Source organism: Shewanella sp. AC91-MNA-CIBAN-0169 (assembly GCF_040310165.1).
GTDB lineage: Bacteria > Pseudomonadota > Gammaproteobacteria > Enterobacterales > Shewanellaceae > Shewanella.
This window is the reverse complement of the sequence record NZ_JBEOPM010000040.1, coordinates 1-22,569: the sequence shown is the minus strand read 5'-3', so window position 1 is coordinate 22,569 and position 22,569 is coordinate 1. Positions and strand designations below refer to the sequence as shown.

Annotated in this window: 20 protein-coding genes and 1 pseudogene; 10 read left to right on the top strand and 11 right to left on the bottom strand. The window is 38.9% G+C overall.

Translation table 11 applies throughout. The features are described 5' to 3' along the window. The first annotated feature begins 19 nt into the window (after window positions 1–19). Entirely contained in the window at window positions 20–784 is a 765-nt protein-coding gene (locus AAEY98_RS21350; protein ID WP_101086112.1) for a lysozyme inhibitor LprI family protein, read from the top strand. Window positions 785–877: 93 nt separating this feature from the next. Here AAEY98_RS21350 and AAEY98_RS21345 read toward each other — a convergent pair whose 3' ends face one another. Continuing rightward, window positions 878–1,129: a hypothetical protein gene (locus AAEY98_RS21345; protein ID WP_101086111.1), complete on the bottom strand. Its 252-nt coding sequence runs from the start codon at window positions 1,127–1,129 to the stop codon at window positions 878–880. Between the two features lie 366 nt (window positions 1,130–1,495). Here AAEY98_RS21345 and AAEY98_RS21340 point away from each other — a divergent pair, with 366 nt between their 5' ends. From AAEY98_RS21340 to AAEY98_RS22825, 7 genes are all read left to right on the top strand, one after another. After that, the gene (locus tag AAEY98_RS21340) at window positions 1,496–3,604 is read left to right on the top strand and encodes a hypothetical protein (RefSeq protein WP_351019534.1); all 2,109 of its coding nucleotides are present in this window, start codon (window positions 1,496–1,498) and stop codon (window positions 3,602–3,604) included. Between the two features lies 1 nt (window position 3,605). After that, the gene (locus AAEY98_RS21335; RefSeq protein ID WP_351019531.1) at window positions 3,606–5,846 is read left to right on the top strand and encodes a hypothetical protein; all 2,241 of its coding nucleotides are present in this window, start codon (window positions 3,606–3,608) and stop codon (window positions 5,844–5,846) included. Then, window positions 5,843–6,337, top strand: coding sequence for a hypothetical protein (locus AAEY98_RS21330; RefSeq protein WP_351019528.1), 495 nt, complete (start codon window positions 5,843–5,845; stop codon window positions 6,335–6,337). Before AAEY98_RS21335 ends, AAEY98_RS21330 begins: the two co-directional genes overlap by 4 nt. Window position 6,338: 1 nt before the next feature. Then, on the top strand, window positions 6,339–7,592 hold the full coding sequence (locus AAEY98_RS21325; RefSeq protein ID WP_351019525.1) for a site-specific integrase: 1,254 nt from the start codon (window positions 6,339–6,341) through the stop codon (window positions 7,590–7,592). Between the two features lie 301 nt (window positions 7,593–7,893). After that, window positions 7,894–8,145: a phage integrase N-terminal SAM-like domain-containing protein gene (locus tag AAEY98_RS21320; protein ID WP_351019522.1), complete on the top strand. Its 252-nt coding sequence runs from the start codon at window positions 7,894–7,896 to the stop codon at window positions 8,143–8,145. Window positions 8,146–8,318: 173 nt separating this feature from the next. Beyond that, window positions 8,319–8,576, top strand: a complete 258-nt coding sequence (locus AAEY98_RS22830) for a reverse transcriptase domain-containing protein (RefSeq protein ID WP_207891340.1) — start codon at window positions 8,319–8,321, stop codon at window positions 8,574–8,576. Between the two features lie 88 nt (window positions 8,577–8,664). Further along, a complete protein-coding gene (locus tag AAEY98_RS22825; protein WP_502959657.1) occupies window positions 8,665–9,207 on the top strand; it encodes a group II intron maturase-specific domain-containing protein in 543 nt (180 codons plus the stop codon). 370 nt (window positions 9,208–9,577) lie between these two features. Here the strand turns inward: AAEY98_RS22825 and AAEY98_RS21310 are convergent, their stop codons facing one another. Further along, window positions 9,578–9,784 carry a helix-turn-helix domain-containing protein gene (locus AAEY98_RS21310; RefSeq protein ID WP_124018451.1) on the bottom strand — a complete coding sequence of 69 codons (207 nt, stop codon included), beginning with the start codon at window positions 9,782–9,784 and terminating at the stop codon, window positions 9,578–9,580. 130 nt (window positions 9,785–9,914) lie between these two features. On the opposite strand from AAEY98_RS21310, the gene AAEY98_RS21305 reads away from it, so the two are divergent. After that, window positions 9,915–10,454 carry a VspR family transcription factor gene (locus AAEY98_RS21305; RefSeq protein ID WP_351019519.1) on the top strand — a complete coding sequence of 180 codons (540 nt, stop codon included), beginning with the start codon at window positions 9,915–9,917 and terminating at the stop codon, window positions 10,452–10,454. Window positions 10,455–10,459: 5 nt separating this feature from the next. Continuing rightward, window positions 10,460–11,878: a DEAD/DEAH box helicase gene (locus AAEY98_RS21300; RefSeq protein ID WP_351019516.1), complete on the top strand. Its 1,419-nt coding sequence runs from the start codon at window positions 10,460–10,462 to the stop codon at window positions 11,876–11,878. A gap of 429 nt (window positions 11,879–12,307) precedes the next feature. Here the strand turns inward: AAEY98_RS21300 and AAEY98_RS21295 are convergent, their stop codons facing one another. The 9 genes and pseudogenes from AAEY98_RS21295 to AAEY98_RS21255 form a co-directional block, all read right to left on the bottom strand. Continuing rightward, entirely contained in the window at window positions 12,308–12,904 is a 597-nt protein-coding gene (locus tag AAEY98_RS21295) for a tyrosine-type recombinase/integrase (RefSeq protein ID WP_123884034.1), read from the bottom strand. 390 nt (window positions 12,905–13,294) lie between these two features. After that, a complete protein-coding gene (locus tag AAEY98_RS21290; protein ID WP_011638887.1) occupies window positions 13,295–13,654 on the bottom strand; it encodes a DUF6488 family protein in 360 nt (119 codons plus the stop codon). Window positions 13,655–13,685: 31 nt separating this feature from the next. Beyond that, the gene (locus AAEY98_RS21285; RefSeq protein WP_041413220.1) at window positions 13,686–14,000 is read right to left on the bottom strand and encodes a P-II family nitrogen regulator; all 315 of its coding nucleotides are present in this window, start codon (window positions 13,998–14,000) and stop codon (window positions 13,686–13,688) included. A gap of 89 nt (window positions 14,001–14,089) precedes the next feature. After that, entirely contained in the window at window positions 14,090–17,206 is a 3,117-nt protein-coding gene (locus AAEY98_RS21280; protein WP_011638886.1) for an efflux RND transporter permease subunit, read from the bottom strand. A 90-nt stretch (window positions 17,207–17,296) separates the two neighbouring features. Beyond that, window positions 17,297–18,223: an efflux RND transporter periplasmic adaptor subunit gene (locus tag AAEY98_RS21275; RefSeq protein ID WP_011638885.1), complete on the bottom strand. Its 927-nt coding sequence runs from the start codon at window positions 18,221–18,223 to the stop codon at window positions 17,297–17,299. Further along, window positions 18,220–19,569 carry a TolC family protein gene (locus AAEY98_RS21270; protein WP_011638884.1) on the bottom strand — a complete coding sequence of 450 codons (1,350 nt, stop codon included), beginning with the start codon at window positions 19,567–19,569 and terminating at the stop codon, window positions 18,220–18,222. Before AAEY98_RS21270 ends, AAEY98_RS21275 begins: the two co-directional genes overlap by 4 nt. A gap of 75 nt (window positions 19,570–19,644) precedes the next feature. Beyond that, on the bottom strand, window positions 19,645–20,001 hold the full coding sequence (locus tag AAEY98_RS21265) for a hypothetical protein (RefSeq protein WP_011638883.1): 357 nt from the start codon (window positions 19,999–20,001) through the stop codon (window positions 19,645–19,647). A 1,000-nt stretch (window positions 20,002–21,001) separates the two neighbouring features. After that, window positions 21,002–22,258, bottom strand: a complete 1,257-nt coding sequence (locus AAEY98_RS21260) for a Y-family DNA polymerase (protein ID WP_011638882.1) — start codon at window positions 22,256–22,258, stop codon at window positions 21,002–21,004. Further along, window positions 22,259–22,459, bottom strand: a pseudogene (locus AAEY98_RS21255) (LexA family protein); the annotation flags it as partial. Between the last annotated feature and the right edge of the window lie 110 nt (window positions 22,460–22,569).

Sequence of the window (22,569 nt, the reverse complement as noted above, 5' to 3'; positions counted from 1 at the left end):
ACATTAACAAGGAACTCAGTTGAGAAAAATCATTTATATCTTAGGATTGATATCCGTATTTTCAGTGCAAGGTGCCAGTTTTGATTGCTCGCTGGCCAGAAGCGCGATAGAAAAGAACATATGTGCTAACCCTGATATTTCAAAGGCAGATGAGGCGTTAGCAACGCTTTATAGCAATATTAAAAGCCAAGCTAAATATGTTAATGATTTAATTAATGGTCAGCGTGCTTGGTTAACACAACGAAATGCATGTGAGACTGATGTTTGTATTTTAGATAAATACCAATCTAGAGCGTTGGCGTTAAATGCTTGGCCTGAAACAGAGGCTAAAAAAGATAAAGCGCTAGAAAACTGTACCGATCGTCCCGAGTGTTGGCCAGAAGGCAGCGCTATGCATACTGGTTTGACATTAGTTAACAGTTTGAACAAGGCATCTGCTCAATTGAAAATAAAGCATGATGAGCTCATCGCTCTGTTGTCTGATGCCCCTAATTATGATGGTGAAAAACAGCCTGACTCTCGTGTTATCTCGGCTTTAACCGCACAGCAACTGTCCTGGAGTACTTATAGATCTGACGAATGTGAATTAATTGGTTCGCTGACCGGAGCGGGTGGCTCATGGCCATCGACTTATGCTAATCGTTGTGAGGTCAATTTGACTGAAGAACGTTTGCGCCGCGTTAATTCATCTATTAAGTGTATTAACAAAATACCTTTAGAAGATCGTTGGATGGAACAGTCTCGTTGTTTACAGCAACTTGCACCGTTAGCCAATAAAGTGTAGATAATTAACGTAAACTAGGGCTGCTAAGTACCTATTAAACAAGTTATTAGCTTCCTTAGTTATTTGGCCTGCATTTCTCGTTATAGGATGTCATTATTTAAAGGTAACTTTGCCTCCCACCATTTTAAAGGCTGGTGCGCCTCTCACTAAGGTATCTCTGGCAAATATCTGGCTGCATTCAGGGCATGTGCAAGGAACCTTGGTGTTGTCTTCGACAATACGCTCCTTAAAGCATTTGATTAAGGCGCCTTTACCTCCCTTACGATACTTAAACAATGGTGCTTTACACTTAGCGCAGAAAACATCGACGGTGCGCGAAGGACCTTTCTTGTTGGGTTGGGCCATGTATCGTTTACTCTAAAGTCTGTAAAGTGCTTTAGCCTATTGTAATGAAAAGTGCCGGGTTAGGCTAAAGTTAGCGATGCCTTTTATCATCCGGCCCTCTTGCTATTGGTGTACGCTGTTATCCGTTAATGTTACTGACCAAGAAAGAGCTTAAGACTCTTTTAATGCTTATCTTTATGACTGGCTGTTTAATATTAATCAGCCTATTGGCACTCAAAAGTGCTTGGAGTATCGTTAATAACGGAAAGAAAACTAGGTCACGGTTGGTTAGGCTTTTTAATACAAGGCTTGTAGGTAATTTAACTGGCGTGTACTGGTTCACATAGTATGCTAGATTTAATGAATTAATCTAACGTTGGAGATATTATGCCATATGACGGTGCTGTATCAGGGTTAAAAGTAACAACGAGAAATAATACAATCAGGTGTTTTGAGCGATACCGTCTCGCATTTGGTGAAGCCTTTACCCGTCAATTGACGAGTACATACCATTCATTCCAATTAAAAATACACCGTTCAGCTTCAGAGGTTTCTCACTTTAGTCGAATAACGACCTTCTTAGTTTTCTTATCTACAAACAAATCAATGAGTGACTTTCGCAACCTACTAAGGATTGGCGTTTCTGCATCTGGAGATTCTGCTTCGATTTACGTGCTGTACAGTAACGCTGTGGCAATGTACAGAGAGCACCTTTCAGGGCTAACTAAAGCCGCAAGAACAAAAAATAATATCGTTTCCTCAGTCAGAAAATTTATAAACCATTTGGCAGATGAAGGGATATTTCCACAGGGGATTATTATTGCGGGGTTTAAGTTTGAACAGTCTATGGGGGATAGTTTACTTTCAGCCACAATACTGTGCGGTGATGTTTTAGGTGGCGTTGATGAATTATGGAGGCAGGCAGGGCAAACGGGGCTTGAACGTGATGAAGAAACCGACTGTCTTATGGCTAACATTATTGCTGAGTTTCCCGACAAAGACATTGTAAACAGTGCCGACAGCATGATAACTAACGCCACGTTAGTTCTAGATAAACGCATTAATCAGATTAGGGCTGAGACAGCAAAAAGATTAGTGGCCGCTCACGAAAAGTTTGAAATTGCAGATAAGTGGTTAAATGATAAACATCATAGAGAAGTGGCTATTTCCGTCCATAAATACCGTAAAAACTGGGATCAAGCTCAAGGCAAACGCAATGTTAATGTAGAGCCAGATAAGCTAATTAATGGTGATGTATTACCGTTCGTAGTCAATTACCTTGAACTGTATAATGAGGGCGTTTTCCCTGGTTGTAGACGAGAACATACGAACGACTCCCATAATACATTGTTCGCCTATATCCACAAAAACATACTAAAAAGAAATGGATTTAAAACAGAGGCTGCAAGACCCTATATTTCATTAGATCACGAATTATTGGCAATGGCATACAGTTTTATCATGCTAGAGATACTTGGTAATGGGCAGTCAATAATTGATCTCGAACTTGATTGTATAAGCCCTTCCCCAAAAGGAAATAAATACCTTAGAGTAAATTGGGTAAAGCATCGTAAAAAAACCAATATTAATGAGTATGAAGATATCCTTTTAAGGGACCCTTCAGCCTCTTTAACCGCAGACAACTTGACCGTTATTGATGTTATCAACTTAGTGATACGAGGTACTCGAAGCTATCGAATTCACGTTATCGATAGGGATAAGAATGCCCTTTTCATTGGTTCGGATCGCAGCAAGAAAGAAGTAAACAAATATTATTTTATTGCCTGTAAACCCGCCTTAAGTACATTCTTGCATCACTTCAAAGCTCTTTGCTCACATATATCAGGAGGCACTTGGGTGTCTACACCAAAAGCATTGAGGACTTCACAATTATTGCTCAGTGCAATGCTTGATAAAGATGTATTTGCAGTTCAAGAAAAGGCTAGACACAGATCATTGAAGTCCTCAATGAGGTATGTAGATCATGTCGCAGAAAAGTTACGTAGAGAGCAGAATATTAGAGAATTCTTTGATTGGATGGAGACTCTGGTAACTATAAATATTGATTGTTTTGCTGAAAAAATCGGGATTGATACTGATGAATATGAAAAGCGGAAGCACACTTTATTGAATCAACAATTTGGTGGAATTCATTGTCAAGATCCTTACGCTGGATTCCAACCGGAAACTACGAAAGGCCAAGTTTGCGATAAAATAGAGAAGTGCGCTGGGTGCGGAAATAGAAGGCTATTTTTCTTAACGTCAATTGAGAATATCTGCAATTTAATCCACTGGCATGATTCTCTTTTACTTGTTCAGAGCAAAATGAACACTGAGGAATTCGAAGATAAATGGGGATTATGGTTTGTATTTACCAGCCGTACTCTGGACCGTTTGTATACATCAACAAAGTACAAGCCGATCCATAGCGCAGCACTGGAGAAAAAGGCTGAATCACCAAATCCGTACTTAAAGATGTTTATGGGAGATGTTTAATATGTCGATGCCACAATCAATTCAAAGTTATGCTATGCATTTCAATGATCCAAGAGAAATTGATCACCTACTAACATATAAGGCTGATTGGTTTTTAGATGGCACCTCCTTCAATGACAACGTGTGGATTGTTAAAGATAAACGCAAAAAGCTTAAGCTCCACTTCAGTTATGTAATTGCACCTGGCCAAAAGCTTATAGATCCAGAACACAGTGGAATGCTTCGAACCGCTAAGATCATTACGTATTTAGTGCGAACCTCTTGCCATTATTCCAAAGGGCGTAACAGTGCAACAAGTCAGCAGGCAATGCTTAATCGGATCTCTAAATTCTTTAGATGGCTTCTGAGCAATAACATACATCACTTAAGTTCAGTAAATGCCGATTTATTCAAACTCTACTTGTTCTCAACCACCGTCCCCTTCACAAAGACGTTTGACACAGTTACTAAATTGGAGGCGTTACTCAAACCTCTCACGCGTAAGGAGTTGTTAGCTAAATATACAGTTATTGGCAAGAAGCAGTCCCAACCTAATTTGATTACTGGTAAAATGCTTTTTGATGTAGGCATGTCTGCAAAAACCGTATCTCGATGCAAGGTAGTAGCAGCTTATATGGTAGGAATTCGTCACAGATACTGCTTGCAACTAACTCCCACCATGAAAGAGCGGTACTTGAACAAAATCTTCACCTATCAAGATCAAATGTCATACACAAGAATTGCCGAAGAATTGACTTATATAGAAATCTTTATTCGTTTGAACACTAATTTACCAGATCTGTTTGAACCACATTTTCGACTTCAGTCCAACTTCTTTAGTGCGTTAAATATTACACCACATAGTTATGCAACACTCCACGGAAAGAAGAAAGGAAGAACTAAGTCAATGCCAATTAAAGTTTTTATGCAGCTTATGGATGCAAGCATTCGCTGGATTGTGGATTACGGCGATGAGTTAATAGCACTTAAAAAATTGGCTAACGAAGAAAATGAAAAACTGAAACACAAGTTTCCATCAAAAGCTGATAAACGTAGGCGTTTGTTCCAATGGCTTATGGAGTATAAGCCGCAGAATGAAGGACCTTGTGCTCCTTGGCCAATTATTGGCTACCAGGCCAATATAAGGCAGCCCTCATTAACACCCAAACAAATGGCCGAGATTAAAGGAAAATTTGACTCCGGTGCAGCGTTGTCGCACTTGGCTGATGAATACGGTATTTGCAAAACAACTATTACTAGGTATTTAAAGCAATACAAGCTCAAGCCAACCATGACAGGAATCTCTTTAAACAAGGCGCTATACGGCGTACTCCCAGCAAGTGCGATAATGGTTATATATGCGTTCACCGCTCGAAGAGAGGTAGAGGTAGAGGGCCTTGAGGCCGGGTGCTGTGTACTTGGGCCAAACGGACCAGTGCTTACTAGTTATATAGCAAAAACTTACCAAGACTATAAGAAATTACCGACAGCGAGGATCGTCAAAGTAGCAATTGAACTGCTTGAAAAGCTATCAGCACCAGTAAGGAGCGGTGATCAGCAAAGCATATTCACGTTCCCCAATGTTAAAGATGACAATCCTAGCCAATTCCGGTTAAAGGAAGTAATTGCTGATTTGTGGGAAGTGTTTGAATTGCCAACTAATGAAAATGGAGATAGATGGGAGCTGTCAGAGCACCAATTCAGGCGTATGTTCGCACTAATGTATTACTACCGTTACGACGGTGGTGAACTGTCAACCCTGTCATGGTATTTGCAACACACTGATTGGGAAATGACTTTGGCCTACATAACTGACGAATATGGAAATTCGGAATTAGATGACGCCATGCATGAAAGGATTTTTGATTATATGGACGAGCTAACAAACCTTAGCACAAGGACCAGTGACAACAAATATAGCGGATACATGAGCCACGAATTAGCTGAATTCATTTCGAAATTAGAGTTTGAAGACGCAAAGCGCTTTGATAGGCGTGAAAAAGTTAAATCCGCTATCGCTGATGTTGGACTAGCATTCACTTTTATAAGTGAGGGGGCATGTTTCGGAAAGTCTCCTTCACTCAAAACTAAAGCAAATTGTTATAGTGATGGGCGCATTCAGACAGCAACAGCATGTTCTAATCAGTGTAAAGGTTGCCCCGCGTTGCTCGGTTTTGAAACTGGACAGTCAGAATTGAACTTTAACAGCATTCTAAACCCATCTGAATCCCCAATGCTAAATGCTGTTATGGAGAAATCATGACTGAGAAGCAACAAATCGGTGAAGTAAGGCAGCAGGACACTGAAGCTAAAATTAAGGCCAAACTAAACTATCTTCACGAGATTGTAAATGGCAATGTCCACGATTTTACACCACCGAAAACAATTAGCCTCAACTGGTTTTGTAGCTTTGAATGTGAAGAGCTGAACCTGTCTAAATTTTCAAAAAGTGGACGCCTTCTCAAGCACGGAACAGTACTCCACACCAAGACAATGGCTGCTCTGGAAAAACTGAAAAAATACACTAAAAAGGGCAGAAAATCTAACGTTTCAACCAAACCCAATGATTACAAAGAGCTAAATAAGTCCCTTAAGATGGTAAACAAGGTGCTGGCTGAGGAAGTTGTGCTGTTGATGCAAGAACTAGAGAACGAAAAAACCAGGAGATGTGTTGTTGAAGCAAGGTACAAAGACTTGCAATCAAGAACAAGCAAGACAGATAGCCCATTATCAATTATTGGCAGGACAGTCTGACATGTATAGCTTCATAATTACACCTGGTAGCATAGAGCTGCCAGAAAAAACCCCTGTTGTTATGAACAACAATGGCAGGGTTCAACGTGATATTTCTACTTGGTTACAATCCCTTATTTTGTTCCATAATAGGGAAGAGGCATCTGTATCACAAAAAGCAAGTAGGCTGACTGATTGGCTAAATTACCTAGATAGACTTAGCGAAAGAGTTGATCTATACGAGGCGCAAACACTTAATCTTATTGACTTTGCTAACGGCCTAAAGGAGCGCATGGCTCCGAGTTCCGCGAACCTTTACTTGATGAATATCTGCGAGTTTTACTGGTATGCACAAGACAAGGAGTTTACAAGCTTTATGATTGGATGGGCCGATATGTTAGCCGGACGACAAAAGCCATTAATACAACTTGAAAACAACACTAAAGGCAAAGGTGCTAAATACAAAATTCCTTTTTTACTTGATGTAACGACATCAAGACAAAAATACATTCCCAGACGCTTTGAGATTGATGGCCTATTGTCTTCGCTAGCACAAGTAAGCTTTGATTCAAGCATGGAGGTTTCGCACGACGCATTAGCACCTAGAAACACATTAATCGTTCGATGGCTGTCAGAAGGCTGCTTGAGGCGTCAAGAGGTTGCTTGCCTAAAAAAAGACTCTCTACCTGATTGCACTGGTAATGAAAAAAAAATGATCTCTGTTGAAATTACTGACGGAACCAAGTTTAACAAACCACGGACAATACGTGTCTTACCTAACTTAATAATTGACACCAAAGAGTTTTTTGAACTAGATAGACCTCTGATAGTAGATAAATATCACGAAGGAAAGCAAGATCAAGGGTTTGTATTCATTAGTGCTAGTTATCGCTCTAAAGACATGAGTATCACTCCATCGTCAATAACTGATTTGATTACAGACGTTGGTGATACAAAAATCACCCCCCATGCCTTAAGGCGATATGGTCTATCGACATATGCAACTGCCTTATACTTGATTGAAAGGGAGATGATTAAAAATAATGAGCACGCAAGGGTTGATGAAAAAGTCATACTGCTGAAACTACGAAACCAAGCAGGACACGCTGACTTTGAAACCACGCTTAAATATTATGTTGAAATTGCTCGCGACCAATCAATACTGCCTGAAGAGCAAGATAAGCTTTCGAAAATGTATTTAAGGCAAACCGAATTATTGAATCATCTTATAGCAGAACGATTGGGGATGGAGAATTTGGAACGCTTATCAGGCTAAATATCACTCGCATACCTTTTAGTAAGACTCACAACCTGCCTAATTTTTGAGTTCCTGTCTAAATAAGGTGTTGCCCTTTAGCCGCCTACCCAGCGACATACGGAGCTGGTGACTCCGAAACTTTTAAAACATAACGTTTGGTTAAGGTGCGGGCTTTACCCCGTCCCAGTGAGCTTAGCGAACGATTTGAACCAGTTGTTGAACGAAGCCGCTCTGCGGCAGAAAAGATAAAAGCCCATCTTTCCTCCCATCATAAATACTTACTAGACCCGCCTAATAGGCATTAACTAGGAGTATCACCATGAAAATTCACGAACAACAACGCTTTGATTTTCTTTATGAACAACTTCTTACCAATTTAACCCTGCAAGACAAGCGGCCTGCTACCATCGATGCTTACAGTCGCCACGTTAGGCGTATCAGTGCTTATTTTTACTGTTGCGCTGACAACCTTTTAACCACGAATTTAAAGAGTTACTTTGCTGATTTAATTGCCTCTCACTCTTGCTGTACCGTAAAACTCGACCGTAATGTATTACAGTTTTTCTATTGATATGTCCTTAACCAACACTGGGAGTGGCTGAGTATTGTTAAGCCACCGCAGGTCAAATGCTTACCTGATATTTTGGCCACTGCCGAATTGAGCAGGAAGTCATATCAAGCCAAACCACTCAAGCGTATCTATATCCCAAAAAAGAATAGCAAACTTAGACCTCTTGGTATCCAATGCATGATAGAGCGCAGCAAGCGCTTCATCTTCTAGCCTTGGAGCCTACTTCGGAAACGTTAGCCGACCTCAATAGCTATGGATTTCGACCTAACCGAAGCACAGCGGATGCCATTGCCCAGTGCTTCAAATGTTTATGTCTGAAGCGCTCTAGCCAATGGGTACTTGAGGGTGACATCAAAGCCTGCTTTGATAAGATTGGTCATCAATGGCTCATCGACAACATTAAATTAGATAAAAGAATTCTAAAACAATAACTTGGGTGCGGTTATGTTGACAAAAAAATTGTTCTATAAAATAGCAGAATGAACACCACAAGGCGGGATAATATCCCCTACGTTTATTTTGCTCACGCTTGCTGGGTTAGAACAGTTGATTAAGTCTATTGCCTGTAAAACTGGTAATAGGATCAACTTTATCGGATACGCAGACGATTTTGTTATCACAGGCTCTTCGAAGGAAGTCCTAGTTAATGAAATCAAGCTGCAACTCATTGGCTTTCTACAAGAAAGAGGCTTAACACTCTCTGACGAGAAAACGCATATTACTCAGATCAATGATGGTTTTGACTTTTTGGGTTTCAATATCAGAAAGTACAACGGCAAACTGCTCATTAAACCGAGTAAGAGCAACGTCCTGTCATTTTTGAGTAATCTACGTGAACTCATCAGAAAACATCCAACAATACCCGTTAACGATTTAATCAAAATATTGAATCCGAAACTAAGGGGATGGGCGAACTATTATCGACACAGTGTTGCTAAGCAAGTTTTCGGTTATGTAGGCCATCAACTTTTCTGGTTGTTACGGCATTGGGCTGTAAGGAGTCATCCAACTAAAAGTAAAGACTGGGTGAGGCGTAAATATTATTTAGACAGCAAGGGGTAGTGGCAATTTAATGGTTGGCGGAAAAAGCGAACATGGATTGTCGATTTAACCTTGTTCAAATAGATCAAACACTCATAAAAAGACATGTGAAAATCAGGAATGCAGCGACACCTTATGACCCCGAATATGCAACTTACTTAAGTAAGCGGAAACGGGCAAAGGAAGGCCGAAACTCTTGGTTCGAACCCGTCTTGGTTGCGATGTAGGATGCTGGGTAACAGAACACGCCTTTGTGGAGGCTTGAGCCGTATGCTGAGTTGCACGTTCGGTTCTTAGGAGGGCGGCACTAGGTAACAGATTCCGCCTATCCGACAAATACGAGTTAGGACTATTCTAATGCTCGCGGGTCTAGGTAATGTAATATTTACAATCAAGGAAGTAATTCCTTTACATCACACTCAAGTACTTCTGCTAATTGATACACCTTTTCAAGTGTAATGTTGACTTCACCACGTTCAATCCTACCTGCATAGCTGCGATCCATTTCCGCTAATAAAGCCATTTTATCCTGTGAGATTCCAAGAATTTTACGTTTAGCTCTTAGTTTTCGTCCAAATTGTACTGCTAAGTCTTTCATTTTTAATCTCATTAAAAAGAAAGACTATCTAAAGTTGCGGCTTATAAAGCCACGGACTATAATCCGCAATTGTTTTTTATGTCCATCTAACACTCAAAATGAGTGAGTAATAGAGCCTTGTGAGAACGTTATGTCAAAAGCTTCAATCAAAATATGTTCAACATTACATACTATTGTCCAGGATGAGAGCTTCAATCATTTTCAAGTTATAGAATTACGTGATGCATATCTTGCAGTTTCACAATGCAGTGAAAGCGAAAGCCAAGCATACAAATTCATTTATCGACAAATATCTAGATTGGTTAAAAAAGGGCTTTTGAAAAAATCTCAAAACGAAGGCTTAAAATCTATCACGTACCAGAAGACAGAATTATTTTCAAAAACGAATTTCATTAAAAGCACTAGTGATGAGCGAAGTTATCATCCTTTATCGCAAGCCGAAAATATTAGTAAAGATAAAATACAAAATCTAGAACAACGTCTTAAGCAATCGGAAGTTGATTTGCTCACCAGTATTGGAGAGTCAGAAGAATATATGCGTTTATATAATTCATTCCCTGAAATGAAATCGCATCTTGAGTCACAATATATGCTTGCTAGAGAAAATAGTTCGAAGTTACTGGGACAGATAAAGGCAATTAAGTCTGTGCTCACTCACCAACAGAAGTAAATATAATGCAACTAAGGCAATGGCAGTCAGAGTGTGTCAATCACGCCACAAAGCAATTTAGTGCTAACCAGAGACATTTCCTCTGCTTAGCTACTCCAGGGGCAGGAAAGACGGTTATGGCATCTGAAGTGGCCGCTAGATTATTTGAACAAGGCCTTATCGATTTTGTTCTTTGTTTTTCACCTTCAGTGAATATCGCACAGGGAATTCAGAAAACATTTTCACACCGGTTGTCATGTCGTTTTGATGGTGTGATTGGCTCTATCGGTTGCTCTTATACTTATCAAGGAATGCTATCTTTTAAAGAAGACTTTTGGCAATTACTAGAGAAGAATCGAGTTTTAGTGGTCTTTGATGAGATCCATCATTGTTCAGGGAGAACGATTGAAGATGCAAATGTATGGGGTGAAGAAATTTTACTCAACATACAAGACAAGGCTCGGTATACTTTAGCTTTGACGGGAACGCCATGGCGTTCAGATCAGTCTCCAATTGCCTTGTCTCGATATACTGATCCAGATAATAAAATTCAATGCGATTTCATTTATGGTCTAAAAGAAGCCATTGCTGACATTGTATGTCGCAGCCCCAAAATAGTACTGATAGATAATGAAAAAATATCAGTTACTGACAAAGATAATGAGACCAAAACCTTTAACTGTTTTGATGAATTATTTAAGGATAAATCGGTTCCTTACCAATCGGTCATCAAAAATAATGAAGCGCTCAGACATATTTTAACACTAGCAACAGACAAGCTTAAAATCATCAAGAAGGTCAATCCTAATGCCGCTGGACTGATTGTTTCTTCATCAACAGAGCATGCTGCATATATCTTTAACATGCTTAAAACTGAGTTTAATCAAACAGCTCAAATTGTTACATATAAAGAAAATGAACCTTCACATAGAATAAATGAATTTCGGAACAGTTCGATCAACTGGATAGTCAGTGTTGGAATGATAAGTGAGGGAACGGATATTCCACGTTTGCAAGTATGTTGTCACCTCAGTAGAGTTAAAACTGAGCTCTATTTTAGGCAAGTATTAGGCCGTATTTTACGAATGACCACATCTGTTGACCAACAAGCGTGGCTATTCACTTTTGCAGAGCCGAAGCTTGTCGAATTTGCAAATCGTATAGCAGAAGAAATACCGAATCTGCCTGTAATATTTAGTCCCCCCGTCAATGTTAGTCCGTCAGAAGCTATATCGTTAGATAAAGTTGAAGTTATGAAAGATAACATTTCACCTAGAGATACTAGCAAACTAGAAGTTGGAAGTAGCTTTAATAAAAAGCCCTTGCAAGTCGATTCACTGAAGATAGTCACACCTAAGAATGCTATAGGTTTAGTATCTCAGTCTTTTGAGCTTTTAGGAGGATTTAGAGAAAAAGTAGTGTCCACGTTCGATTCGCCATTCTAAGACCTAATTTTGAATAATGATATATTCATTTTTCAATTATTTTTGAATACTTATAATACTCAGTATCGGATTTCAAACTTTAATTATCATTAATAAAATAGTTCCCTAATGCATCAGACGATTCCCCCCAAAGTGTCTACACATTTTATTAATATTGATAGGTTGTTTTAGAATCGGAACTAATAATTTTTTGATACATATTATAGTTAAACCAAACACGTTTTTGGACAAAAGTGAGTTAGATTTTATACTCTAAAATATATGGTTTGCATTATAATAAGTATAGCAAAGCTCGATATACAGGTGTTTTTAGTGATTAGTTTCAATCAATAAATTCTTTACATATATATGACCCAAAGATATTATAAGTCATTGATTAATAGTCAGAATACCACGAAAAATAGCCTTAGGTTCTGGGGGCATACCGTATTAACAATCAGTAGATTCTGAAAGTGTAAGAGCATCCTCCAATTCAACACCAAGATAACGAATTGTGTTGTCTACTCTAGTATGTCCGAGTAAAAGTTGGACGGCTCGAATATCCTTAGTTTTTGCATAGACTAATGTTGCTTTGGTTCGTCTCATTGAGTGAGTCCCATACAAGTTAGGATCTAGACCAATATTTGATGCCCACGACCTGACAAGAGAACGATAATACGAATAGCTAATCGGTTGCTCATTTCGTATTAAGCTTGGAAATAAATAATCACTTGTCTTTAGAGCTGCGACAAAAATCCATTTCATCAGACTTTGTTGAGTTCTAGCAGTGACTTCAAACTGGACTTCAACATCCGTTTTCTGCTGAATAAGCTTAACTCTTGCAAACATTCGTTCTTGTGACGATATATCACAAACCCTCAGAGGAAGTAGGTCACTTGCTCTGAGTTTACTATCGATTGCCAAATTGAGTAACGCTAGTTGCATAAGGCTATTTTCTATTTCTAGCCTAGTTCGAATACGCCAAATCTCTTCGAGCCGAAAAGGCTTTTTGACTCCGCTATGATTTTTTTTGTTTGATGAGACCATGGTGACCTCCTACTTTATTGATTGGTCATCATAAGTGTAGCTAATAGTACTTTCGCTAATGAGGATGTATTGTAAGTCAGGATAATCGCGTTTGAGTTTTGGCTATGTGCAGATGTTTTTACACTCAACGAATGAACACTGGGACACCATTACCAAAGCGATTCACATGATTATGCGACCATTTCAAGTTAACTAACTCAGACTCTCATAATGTGTAATAGTAAACAATTAGGATGATGGTGCAATTGCCATGATTACCAACAGGCTTCTAAGTTGGTAGTGCCGCCTTTAGACGCCTTGTTCTTATCCTAATTTAGTAAGAACAATGGTTGCGACTACTTCAATTAGAAGTAGTCGTTTGACAATCACTATTTCATTACTTACCGCTTATTAAAAGCCCTTATTCTCAGATACTGCAACGACATCACCATCGTCATCAATTCTAAAATATAATGTCTGTTTAACTTGTGAGTTCGTAGCACTCACGACATAACTTCCTTCATGAACATTTACAATATTTACATCTGCATTGTTAATGGTTTCCCATGAAGATGGCAGCTTACCAGCCTCATAACCTAAATCTTTGAATGTCATTTTATTTATTGTTTTAATGGTAATGCTAATTACCTTCTTCTCATTCATATGACTATTTCTTGAATGATCCATGCTTTTCATTCTATCTAGATGCGCAAAAGAATAATTACAATTAAAAGAAGTAACGATAACTAAAAAAGCAAATAAATATCTCATAAATATGCCCTTATTATTTTAAACTAAGTATCTAAATGCCACCAATTGGAAGGATTGTGTCAATTGGACTAACGTAAACCCACCCAGAAATTTCCGTTCCAATTTTACCTATTTTTCTAATAATTGATATAACTTCATCTACTTGTTCATCTTCACATATAAGAGATAGCTGAACTTCAGAGATAGTAACACCAGCTTCAGAAGAATATGCTAACTCACTTTCCCGAAGAGCTTTCAATGTTCCTTTGACATCAAATATTGATATATTTCCGTAGCCAGAATCTTGTAATGCTTGTATAACATCGGCAGACCTTACATGGTGAATTAATGCAGTAATTTTTTTCATATTTTTACCTGTCAATTTGAAATTATATTTAAAGGGATTACGGACAACTCGAACACCGCAATCCCTTCTTCATACTTAAATTTTAATTACTATTTTAGCTGTTTCGTCTTTCGCCAAGTAAGTCTGTACAAGCCAGGTAATACTAATAAAGTGAGTAATGTTGATGAAATGATCCCACCAATAACGACTGTAGCTAGTGGTCTCTGGACTTCTGCACCAGTGCTAGTATTAAGCGCCATTGGTAAAAACCCTAATGCTGCAACAAGTGCAACCATCATAATTGGTCTTAATCGCAACATTGCACCAGTTTGAATAGCTTGATCGATAGGACTTCCACGATCCAGTTCATCTTTAAATGCAGATACCATCATAACCCCCGTCAAAACAGAAACGCCGCACAAAGTAATAAAACCTACACCAGCTGTAATAGATAGAGGGATATCACGCAACCATAAAGCTATGACGCCTCCAGTAAGGGCTAGTGGTACTCCACTAAAGACTAAAGCTGCGTCTTTTGCGGAGCCAAATGTCATCATTAAAAGAGCAAATATCATTATCAATGTTATAGGCACAAGTATAGTTAAACGATCAGAAGCAGATTGTAATTGCTCAAAAGTACCACCGTATTCTAACCAATATCCTGGAGATAATTTGACTTGCTCAGCAACCTTACTTTGTACTTCTGCAACAAATCCGCCTAGATCTCTACCACGGACGTTCGCGCTAACGACCAATCTTCGTTTTCCATTTTCACGTGAAATCTGATTAGGGCCAGGTGCTAAAGTAAGTTTAGCGACTTCTCTTAATGGTACATAACCACCTTCAGGTAACGGAATAGGTAAACGCTCTAACGCTTCTAAATTTCCTCGAACCCTCTCATCAACCCTTACAACGATTGATAAACGTTGATCACCATCAAAAATCAAGCCAGCACTCTCACCTCCCGTTGCAGCAGCAACTACATCTTGGACATCCGAGACGTTTAAGCCTAAACGGTACATAGCAGCTCTGTCAGCATCAATTGATAAGATGGGTAATCCAGAAACTTGCTCTACTTTTACGCCTTCAGCCCCTTCAATACTACTTAACACTTTTGCTATTTCAGCACCTGAACTCAGTAATTTAGATAAATCATCTCCAAAAATTTTTATACCTAAATCAGATCTGACACCTGAAATCAATTCGTTAAACCGAAGTTGAATAGGTTGGCTTATTTCGAAAGCATTACCTGGTAGTAAGGCTAGTTTTTCACTTATTTCTTCTAAAAGTTGAGCCTTAGTCTTTTCAGGATTTGGCCACTCACTATGATCCTTAAGCATCACATAACCATCAGATATATTTGGCCCCATAGGATCACTCGCAACCTCTGCAGTACCAACTCTCGAGAAATAAGTTTTAACCTCCGGAATCTCTAGAATTGCCTTCTCCAACTTAAACTGCATATCTAATGATTGAGTTAAACTGGTCCCTGGAATTCGAAGTGCTTGGATCGCAATATCGCCCTCATCAAGATTAGGAACAAACTCGGTTCCCATTTTTGTTGCAACAAATCCGACTAAAATCACAAATATCAATGCTATTGAAATTACAAGTACTCGGAATCTCAACACAATCGACAAAATTGGCAGATATAATCGTTTAGATTGACTGACGATAAAGTTGTCTTTTTCTTCTATGTGGCCTGTCATAAACAAAGCGACTGCCGCAGGAACAAAAGTGAGAGACAATACAAGTGCAGACAATAAAGCCATGATTACGGCCATTGCCATTGGAGTAAACATTTTACCTTCGACACCTGTCAGCGCCAAAATTGGCAAATTGACCATAATAACAACTAAAACACTTATCAGACTTGGAGTAAACACTTCACGGGTAGCCGTAAAGACGGTCTGAAAACGTTCATCCAATGTCAATATTCGCCCCAGGTGATGCTGTCTTCCTGCCAGCCTTAAAATACAGTTCTCAACTATGATTACAGCACCGTCAACAATTAACCCAAAATCAAGTGCACCTAGACTCATGAGATTTGCGCTTACTTTGGTTTCTACCATGCCAGTCATCAACATCAACATCGATAAAGGGATCACCATGGCAGTTAATAAAGCAGCCCTAACATTACCCAGCATAACGAGAAGAACGACAATGACCAACACAGCACCTTCAGCTAAATTGGTCTGAACTGTTGCAATCGTCTTATCTACCAATACAGTACGATCGTAAACTGGTTCAGCAATCACACCTTCTGGAAGAGTTTTATTAATCTCAAGCAATTTTGCTGATACTGCCTGAGAAACAGTTCTACTATTTCCGCCAAGCAACATAACAGCTGTGCCCAACACAGTTTCTTCGCCATCGCGAGTTGCAGCACCAGTTCTAAGCTGTTTACCAAACCCAATCTCTGCAACATCACCTACGGTAATAGGAATTCCATCCCTACGAGCAACAATGATCTGCTTAATCGATGAAATATCAGTAACCTGACCTGGAGCACGGATCAAATATTGTTCACCATTTTTCTCTATATACCCAGCACCTACATTCGAATTATTTTTCTGCAACGCAGCGACTAAATCATCAAAACTAATTTGGTAAGCCAATAGCTTTGAAGGTTCTGGTGTAATATGAAACTCCTTTTCATACCCTCCGATTGTATTTACTTCAGTAACCCCCTCAACCAAACGCAATTGAGGACGAATAACCCAATCTTGCAATGTACGCAAAGCTGTTGCATCGTAAGGTTGTCCATCTGCTTGCAAAGCCCCTGGCGCTGCATGAACTGAATAGTGAAAGATTTCACCTAATCCAGTTGCAACAGGTCCCATTACGGGCTCAATACCTGACGGCATCTCACTTTTAGCTTGTTGCAAACGTTCGTTAATAAGATTCCGAGCAAAATAAATATCAGTTCCTTTCTCAAACACAACAGTAACTTGTGAGAGTGCGTAACGAGATAGCGATCTAGTACTCTCAACATAAGGTAAACCTGCAATTGACATTTCAACCAAATAGGTGACTCGCTGCTCAACTTCTAGTGGTGAATACCCAGGTGCTTCTGTGTTAATTTGAACTTGAACATTGGTAATATCAGGTACAGCATCAATAGGAAGATGTTGATAATTCCAAACGCCTAGTGCACCCGTTAGCAAAACAAAAAACATAACCAACCACCGGCGGGTTATGGAAAATTGAATGAGTTTATCAATCATTTAAAACTCCTATTTGAAGCACACAACCGATTATGTCTAAATTTAAAAACATAAATAAGGTATAAAGGTAAACGAAGACGCATAAAAAATTTAATGCCCATGTTCAGCATCCTCTTTCCCCAACTCAGACTTCAAAACAAAGCTATTGTTACTCACATACATTTCACCAACCGACAAACCCGTTAGAACTTCACTATATTGACCATCTGTTCGACCAAGGCTCACTTCGCGTGGTTCAAACCCAGATTCACCTTTGACAAAAACTACATTTTTATCTTCAATAACTTGTATTGCTTCATTACGTATAGAAACTGGCGCATTTATTTCATCAAGTGTAATGTTGGCATTAACAAATAAGCCCGGCTTCCAAATGTTGTTGCTGTTTTCAAGTAGAACACGAGCTTTAGTGGCTTGGCTTTGCACTTGTCCAAATGGTGAAATATAAATAATTTTACCTTCTGAAATATTTTTTAAATCAGTACTTTGTATGTTAACCGTCTGATTTAATTTGACCAAAGGAAGATCCTTCGGAAATATGCTTAATTCTACCCAAACAGTAGAAAAATCTTGAATCACCAGTAAAGGAGTTTCATTTGTTTTCTCTCCAATATTTATATTTCGCTGTGTGATATATCCATTAATTTCAGAAGTTATTGAATAGTTTTTCAAGCTTTCATTTGCTTCAACAATTAACAATGTTTCACCTTTACGGACCGGATCACCGATGCTCTTCTTTACATCACGTACCACACCATCAAATCTGGCATTAACCACTTGCAAACTTTCAGCATTAGTAGCAACCAAACCATAAACAGGTAATACATCACGAATAACATTGGCACCAACGGTGCTAACCACTATTCCGGCATGCTGTATTTGCTCGTTAGATAATTCTATATGCCCTTCCTCTTCATGTTCTGATTCATCTCCATGACCAGACTCTGCAAAAATAGACCCTGTAAAAAATAAGAAGCTGGTTAAGAATAGAACTTTTGTAAAACTAGAAATTAATTTCATTGAGATATTCCTGATAATTTGATGTTCTCGTTATATTGCGAGCTAGCTAAAGGCTCTGATGTCAATTGTTCGATTTCTGCACCATAAGTTAATGCTGAACCTGCAGCTTCAATTAATGTACGTCTTGCACTTAACAACTCCTGACGAGAGCTCACATAATCCAGATAACCGTACCTTCCACGCTGATATGCATCTTGAGTTTCAATCAGTGCTTGCTCTAAAGAAGGGATGATGGTGGAACGCAATGAGTTAACGACTAAAATAGCTTGTTTTCTATTGTAAAAAGCTCGAAATAACTGATTATGCATATCCAATAACATGACATCACGTTTTACGAATACTTGATTTTTTTCTGCAATGGCTGTTGAAATAGCACCTTGATTCCTAGAGCCAGAAAATAAAGGCATACTGAAGCCAGCTACGAGTGCTGTATCGTTTGTATCTTGAGCTCGACGAACCCCCACAGACCAACTAATGTCAGATTTTGACTGTGTTTTAGCAACACGTATTTCAGCATCTTTTAAACGAGCTTCTGATGCAAAAATCTCTATTGCAGGGTTAAGTTTGACTCTTTCAAACAATTGTTCAAATGAGATATCTTCCCCAAACTGAAATAAATTCCCCTCAACATTCTCAAAGTCAGGTGAGGATGATCCCCACAAACTCGATAACGAAACTTTTAAGTAAGATAAGCGTTGCTGTTCGGCAAATAATGATAGCCTGGCTTGCTCTAAGGCTGCTAATGCTCGTTTAACTTCTGCATCGGGTGTAGCACCTGCAGCAGCGCGTTTTTTTACAATATCCAAAGTATCAATGCTTAGTTGAGTAGCCTCCTGTGCAAGAACAACTTGTTCTTGTGCAGCAAGTACATCAACATAACGACGAGTAACATCACCAAGTAAAGCCAGTGACTCAACCTGCCTGCTTGCTTCTAATAATGACAATTCAGAAGATACAGTCCCAATTCTAGCTAAACGCTTGTTATCCATTTCAAAAACTGAGGATAAAGCTATAGTGAACTCAGCTCCACTAATACCGTTGTAATTTCCAGTTCCTCCAACATTTTCAGTATCAAAACCTAATTCATAAGCAGGTGATAATTTAGCAGTTTCCATTTGACCATTCAGAGCATCAATTCGATACGGAAAAAATTTAAGAGAAGGATTTTGTGATAGTGAACGCTGCATTGCAGTTGGCAGCGATATAGCTTGATCTGCCGATGATGCTCTTGCTGCGCTGATTGTAAAGGAGAATGCCACAAGGAAAACACACGAAATAATCCGTATATTATAAATACGACTCGAGAGCTCCAAAACTAGTTTTGGAGGACGATTTAACATTAACATATTGTAATACCTAATTATTTAAGATATAAAAATGCGCAAACTCTATCATTTGCAAAAATTGACTTAGAATAAAAATTAGGCGATCGGAGGACGAATTGAAGCTGAAAAAGGAGTTTCTGGAATAGAAAATAAATATGAGTTGTATGGAGCGTATTTTGTGAGGATATCAGTTTCAGCCTCATAGACACTTAACAAATAGATATGGCAATGACTACTGTGGTGGTGGCAGTGAAACATTTCATTTGAAGAAGGAATATCAGTCGTAGATACATCATGAACTGGAGGTGTTTTGATAACTGATACATTATTATCGATTGGTGTACTTGATAAAATCTCAGCATAAGCTTTTAGCGGGTGAGCATCGACAATATTTGTCATAGGTTGAAACACAACCCATACAAAAATTAAAATTGTCGATACTAATTTAATCATGCTAACCCCAATTTAGATACATTTTGATTTTAACATTCCCCATAAAAAAATCAATGCATATTTAACTCTGTTCAAGACTGATGGCGGTGTTTTACCCGCTGAATATTAAACCTGTTATTTAAGAATGTACAAGAGCCTATAAAATTTTAAAGTTAAAATTAAAGTTAAATACTCGCGAATGACGAGGTGAACTCAAGTACAATTCGATAGCAACGCTTCACAGTGGTAGTCATCGATGACATTAAAATCTGCCTGAAAACAAGTTATCGCTAATAAAATGCATTGACTAGGATTCATTAGTTTTGCTGGAACGGTATATGTACAGGCTCTGTACAAAGTTTTAAGTAAATGCAGCATTTTTAACAAAAATACTCACATACAAGCTCTTAACGTATCATCATTCCGTTTCAAAAACTTGATTTTGTTACTTTATCAAAATAAATACTGTCCATTAATCTGAGCTGAAGTAAGTGCAACAGTTTCTCTTATAGAGATTTCTGGTATATCGAGCTTGAGTAAGCCAACTTAATCACATCATACCGGATTGCAGCTAACGATCATCATCATTAGCTAGCTCATTATTGAAGAATATTACAGTGACTGGAACAAATTTTTATTATTACTTTATTCACGTAAGTTAACTTAAACACGAAGCAATCTTTTAGCAGTGAAGGACTACTGATTACACATTAAAATTCATGTTATTAATAAACGCTCCAATATAATACATGTTGTTATTAGACCATATGTATTGTAGAAGCCCTTAAAATCAATACTCATAGCATATATGCACATAAATAACTCCTCCTAAGCCGCGTATTTCCAGCTGCAATAGCTGTTGAGCTAAAAGCCAGTAAAAAGAAAGGTAGACCAATTTTAAGAAGGTTCATCGAATGCTTCAAGCTAAGGAACAGTGATTAGCTAATGTCTGATTTATCTAATTAAACCAAGCATATGAGTGATACTAACAGTGAAAACATTAATCAAAGCAAAAACCTAGTTAGCACTTAATGCTGGGTACACTGAACCATTTGGTTGTGTATTGTGGCGTTAGCAAATCACGGCGCATTGACCACTTGTGCTCTATGCCTTGAGCTGCTAGAAACATCGTATCACTGCCATAGCGTTGGTTAATGTCATCTAGCGTATTCATCAAAGCGGGATTAGCCTTTGAAGGGTTAAATAAATCGAATTGGTTATGTTTTTCGCTAGCTAAATCGATAAGCCCTATACCGATTTTGTAATAATGTACGAACTCACGAAATAGCTTTGGTGCGGCCTCACTCATAGCTTTGGTTAGCTCAACAGTGCAGTTGGTTGGACATGGAAAATGTACAATAGCTTTATAGCTTACAGGCCGTTCATCATGGGGTGAATTACTGGCAAAAATCAGCAAGGTCTTGCAGTTTGAACCTTGCTTACGTGCTTTACTCGCTGCGATAGCAACATGCTTACTCAATGCTTGTAATAACGACGAATAATCTGTGATGCGCTCACCTACGCTTCTAGTCGAAAATATCTGCTTTTTATCTGCCCTCGACTCATCCCATATTTTACAGGCTTGGCCGTTAAGCTCACGAACGGTACGTTCTATTTCAATACTAAATTGCTTTCTTGCCAGTGTCGGCGGCATAGACGCAAGTTGAAACGCAGTACGGATATTCATTAATTCAAGCTTCTTACTTATTCGGCGGCCTATCCCCCATACATCCCCTACAGCAAGCTGCTTTAAAATAGCTATACGCTCTTGCTCATTACTAATGAAACAAACTCCTTTGTAGCCCTCAATCTTCTTAGCTGCATGGTTGGCTATTTTAGAAAGAGTAAGCGTTTCACCAATACCCACACAGACTGCTAGCCGCGCTTCTTTCCACACAGCACGGCGGATTAACTGGCCTTGCGTAAGGAGGCATTTGATAGCGGGATAGCAGTTTTTAAAAGAGAGGAAGCTTTCATCAATAGAGTAGACATGTTGCTCAGGGGCAAAGCGGCCAATGATATCCATCATTTTGCTAGATAAGTCAGCATAAAGTTCATAGTTTGAGGAACAGACAATAACACCACGTTTGGCGCATAAGGCTTTAACTTGAAAGTAAGGTAGAAACTTCCCAATTCCAGCCTCTTTAGCTTGACGATTAGCAGCAACAATCATCCCATCGTTGTTACTCAACACAATAACAGGCTTACCACGCCAATCAGGGCGAAAGACTTGTTCTGCACTGCAATAGAAGCTATTCGCGTCAACTAGAGCAAACATCTAATTACCCCACAACAAAGGGCTTTGACGGTGGCAACGAATAGAACGTGTGACTACGCCTTCAATACTAAAATAATCGTATTCATGAATTGTGACAGGTTGGTATTGTTGATTAGAGGAATGGAGAACACGCAGCTTGGTATCTAGAATCTTGCAGACAAACTCGCCATTAAAATTGGCAACTATTACATCGCCGTTTCGACCGTCTGGTAATCTCCCCATTTTTAGCTGAGGTCAAAAGTAGAGACTTAGGCCACTAGTGCCAGTTTTTGCTTTGGTGGGACACCACCAATTGCTGTATTGGGTCTTTC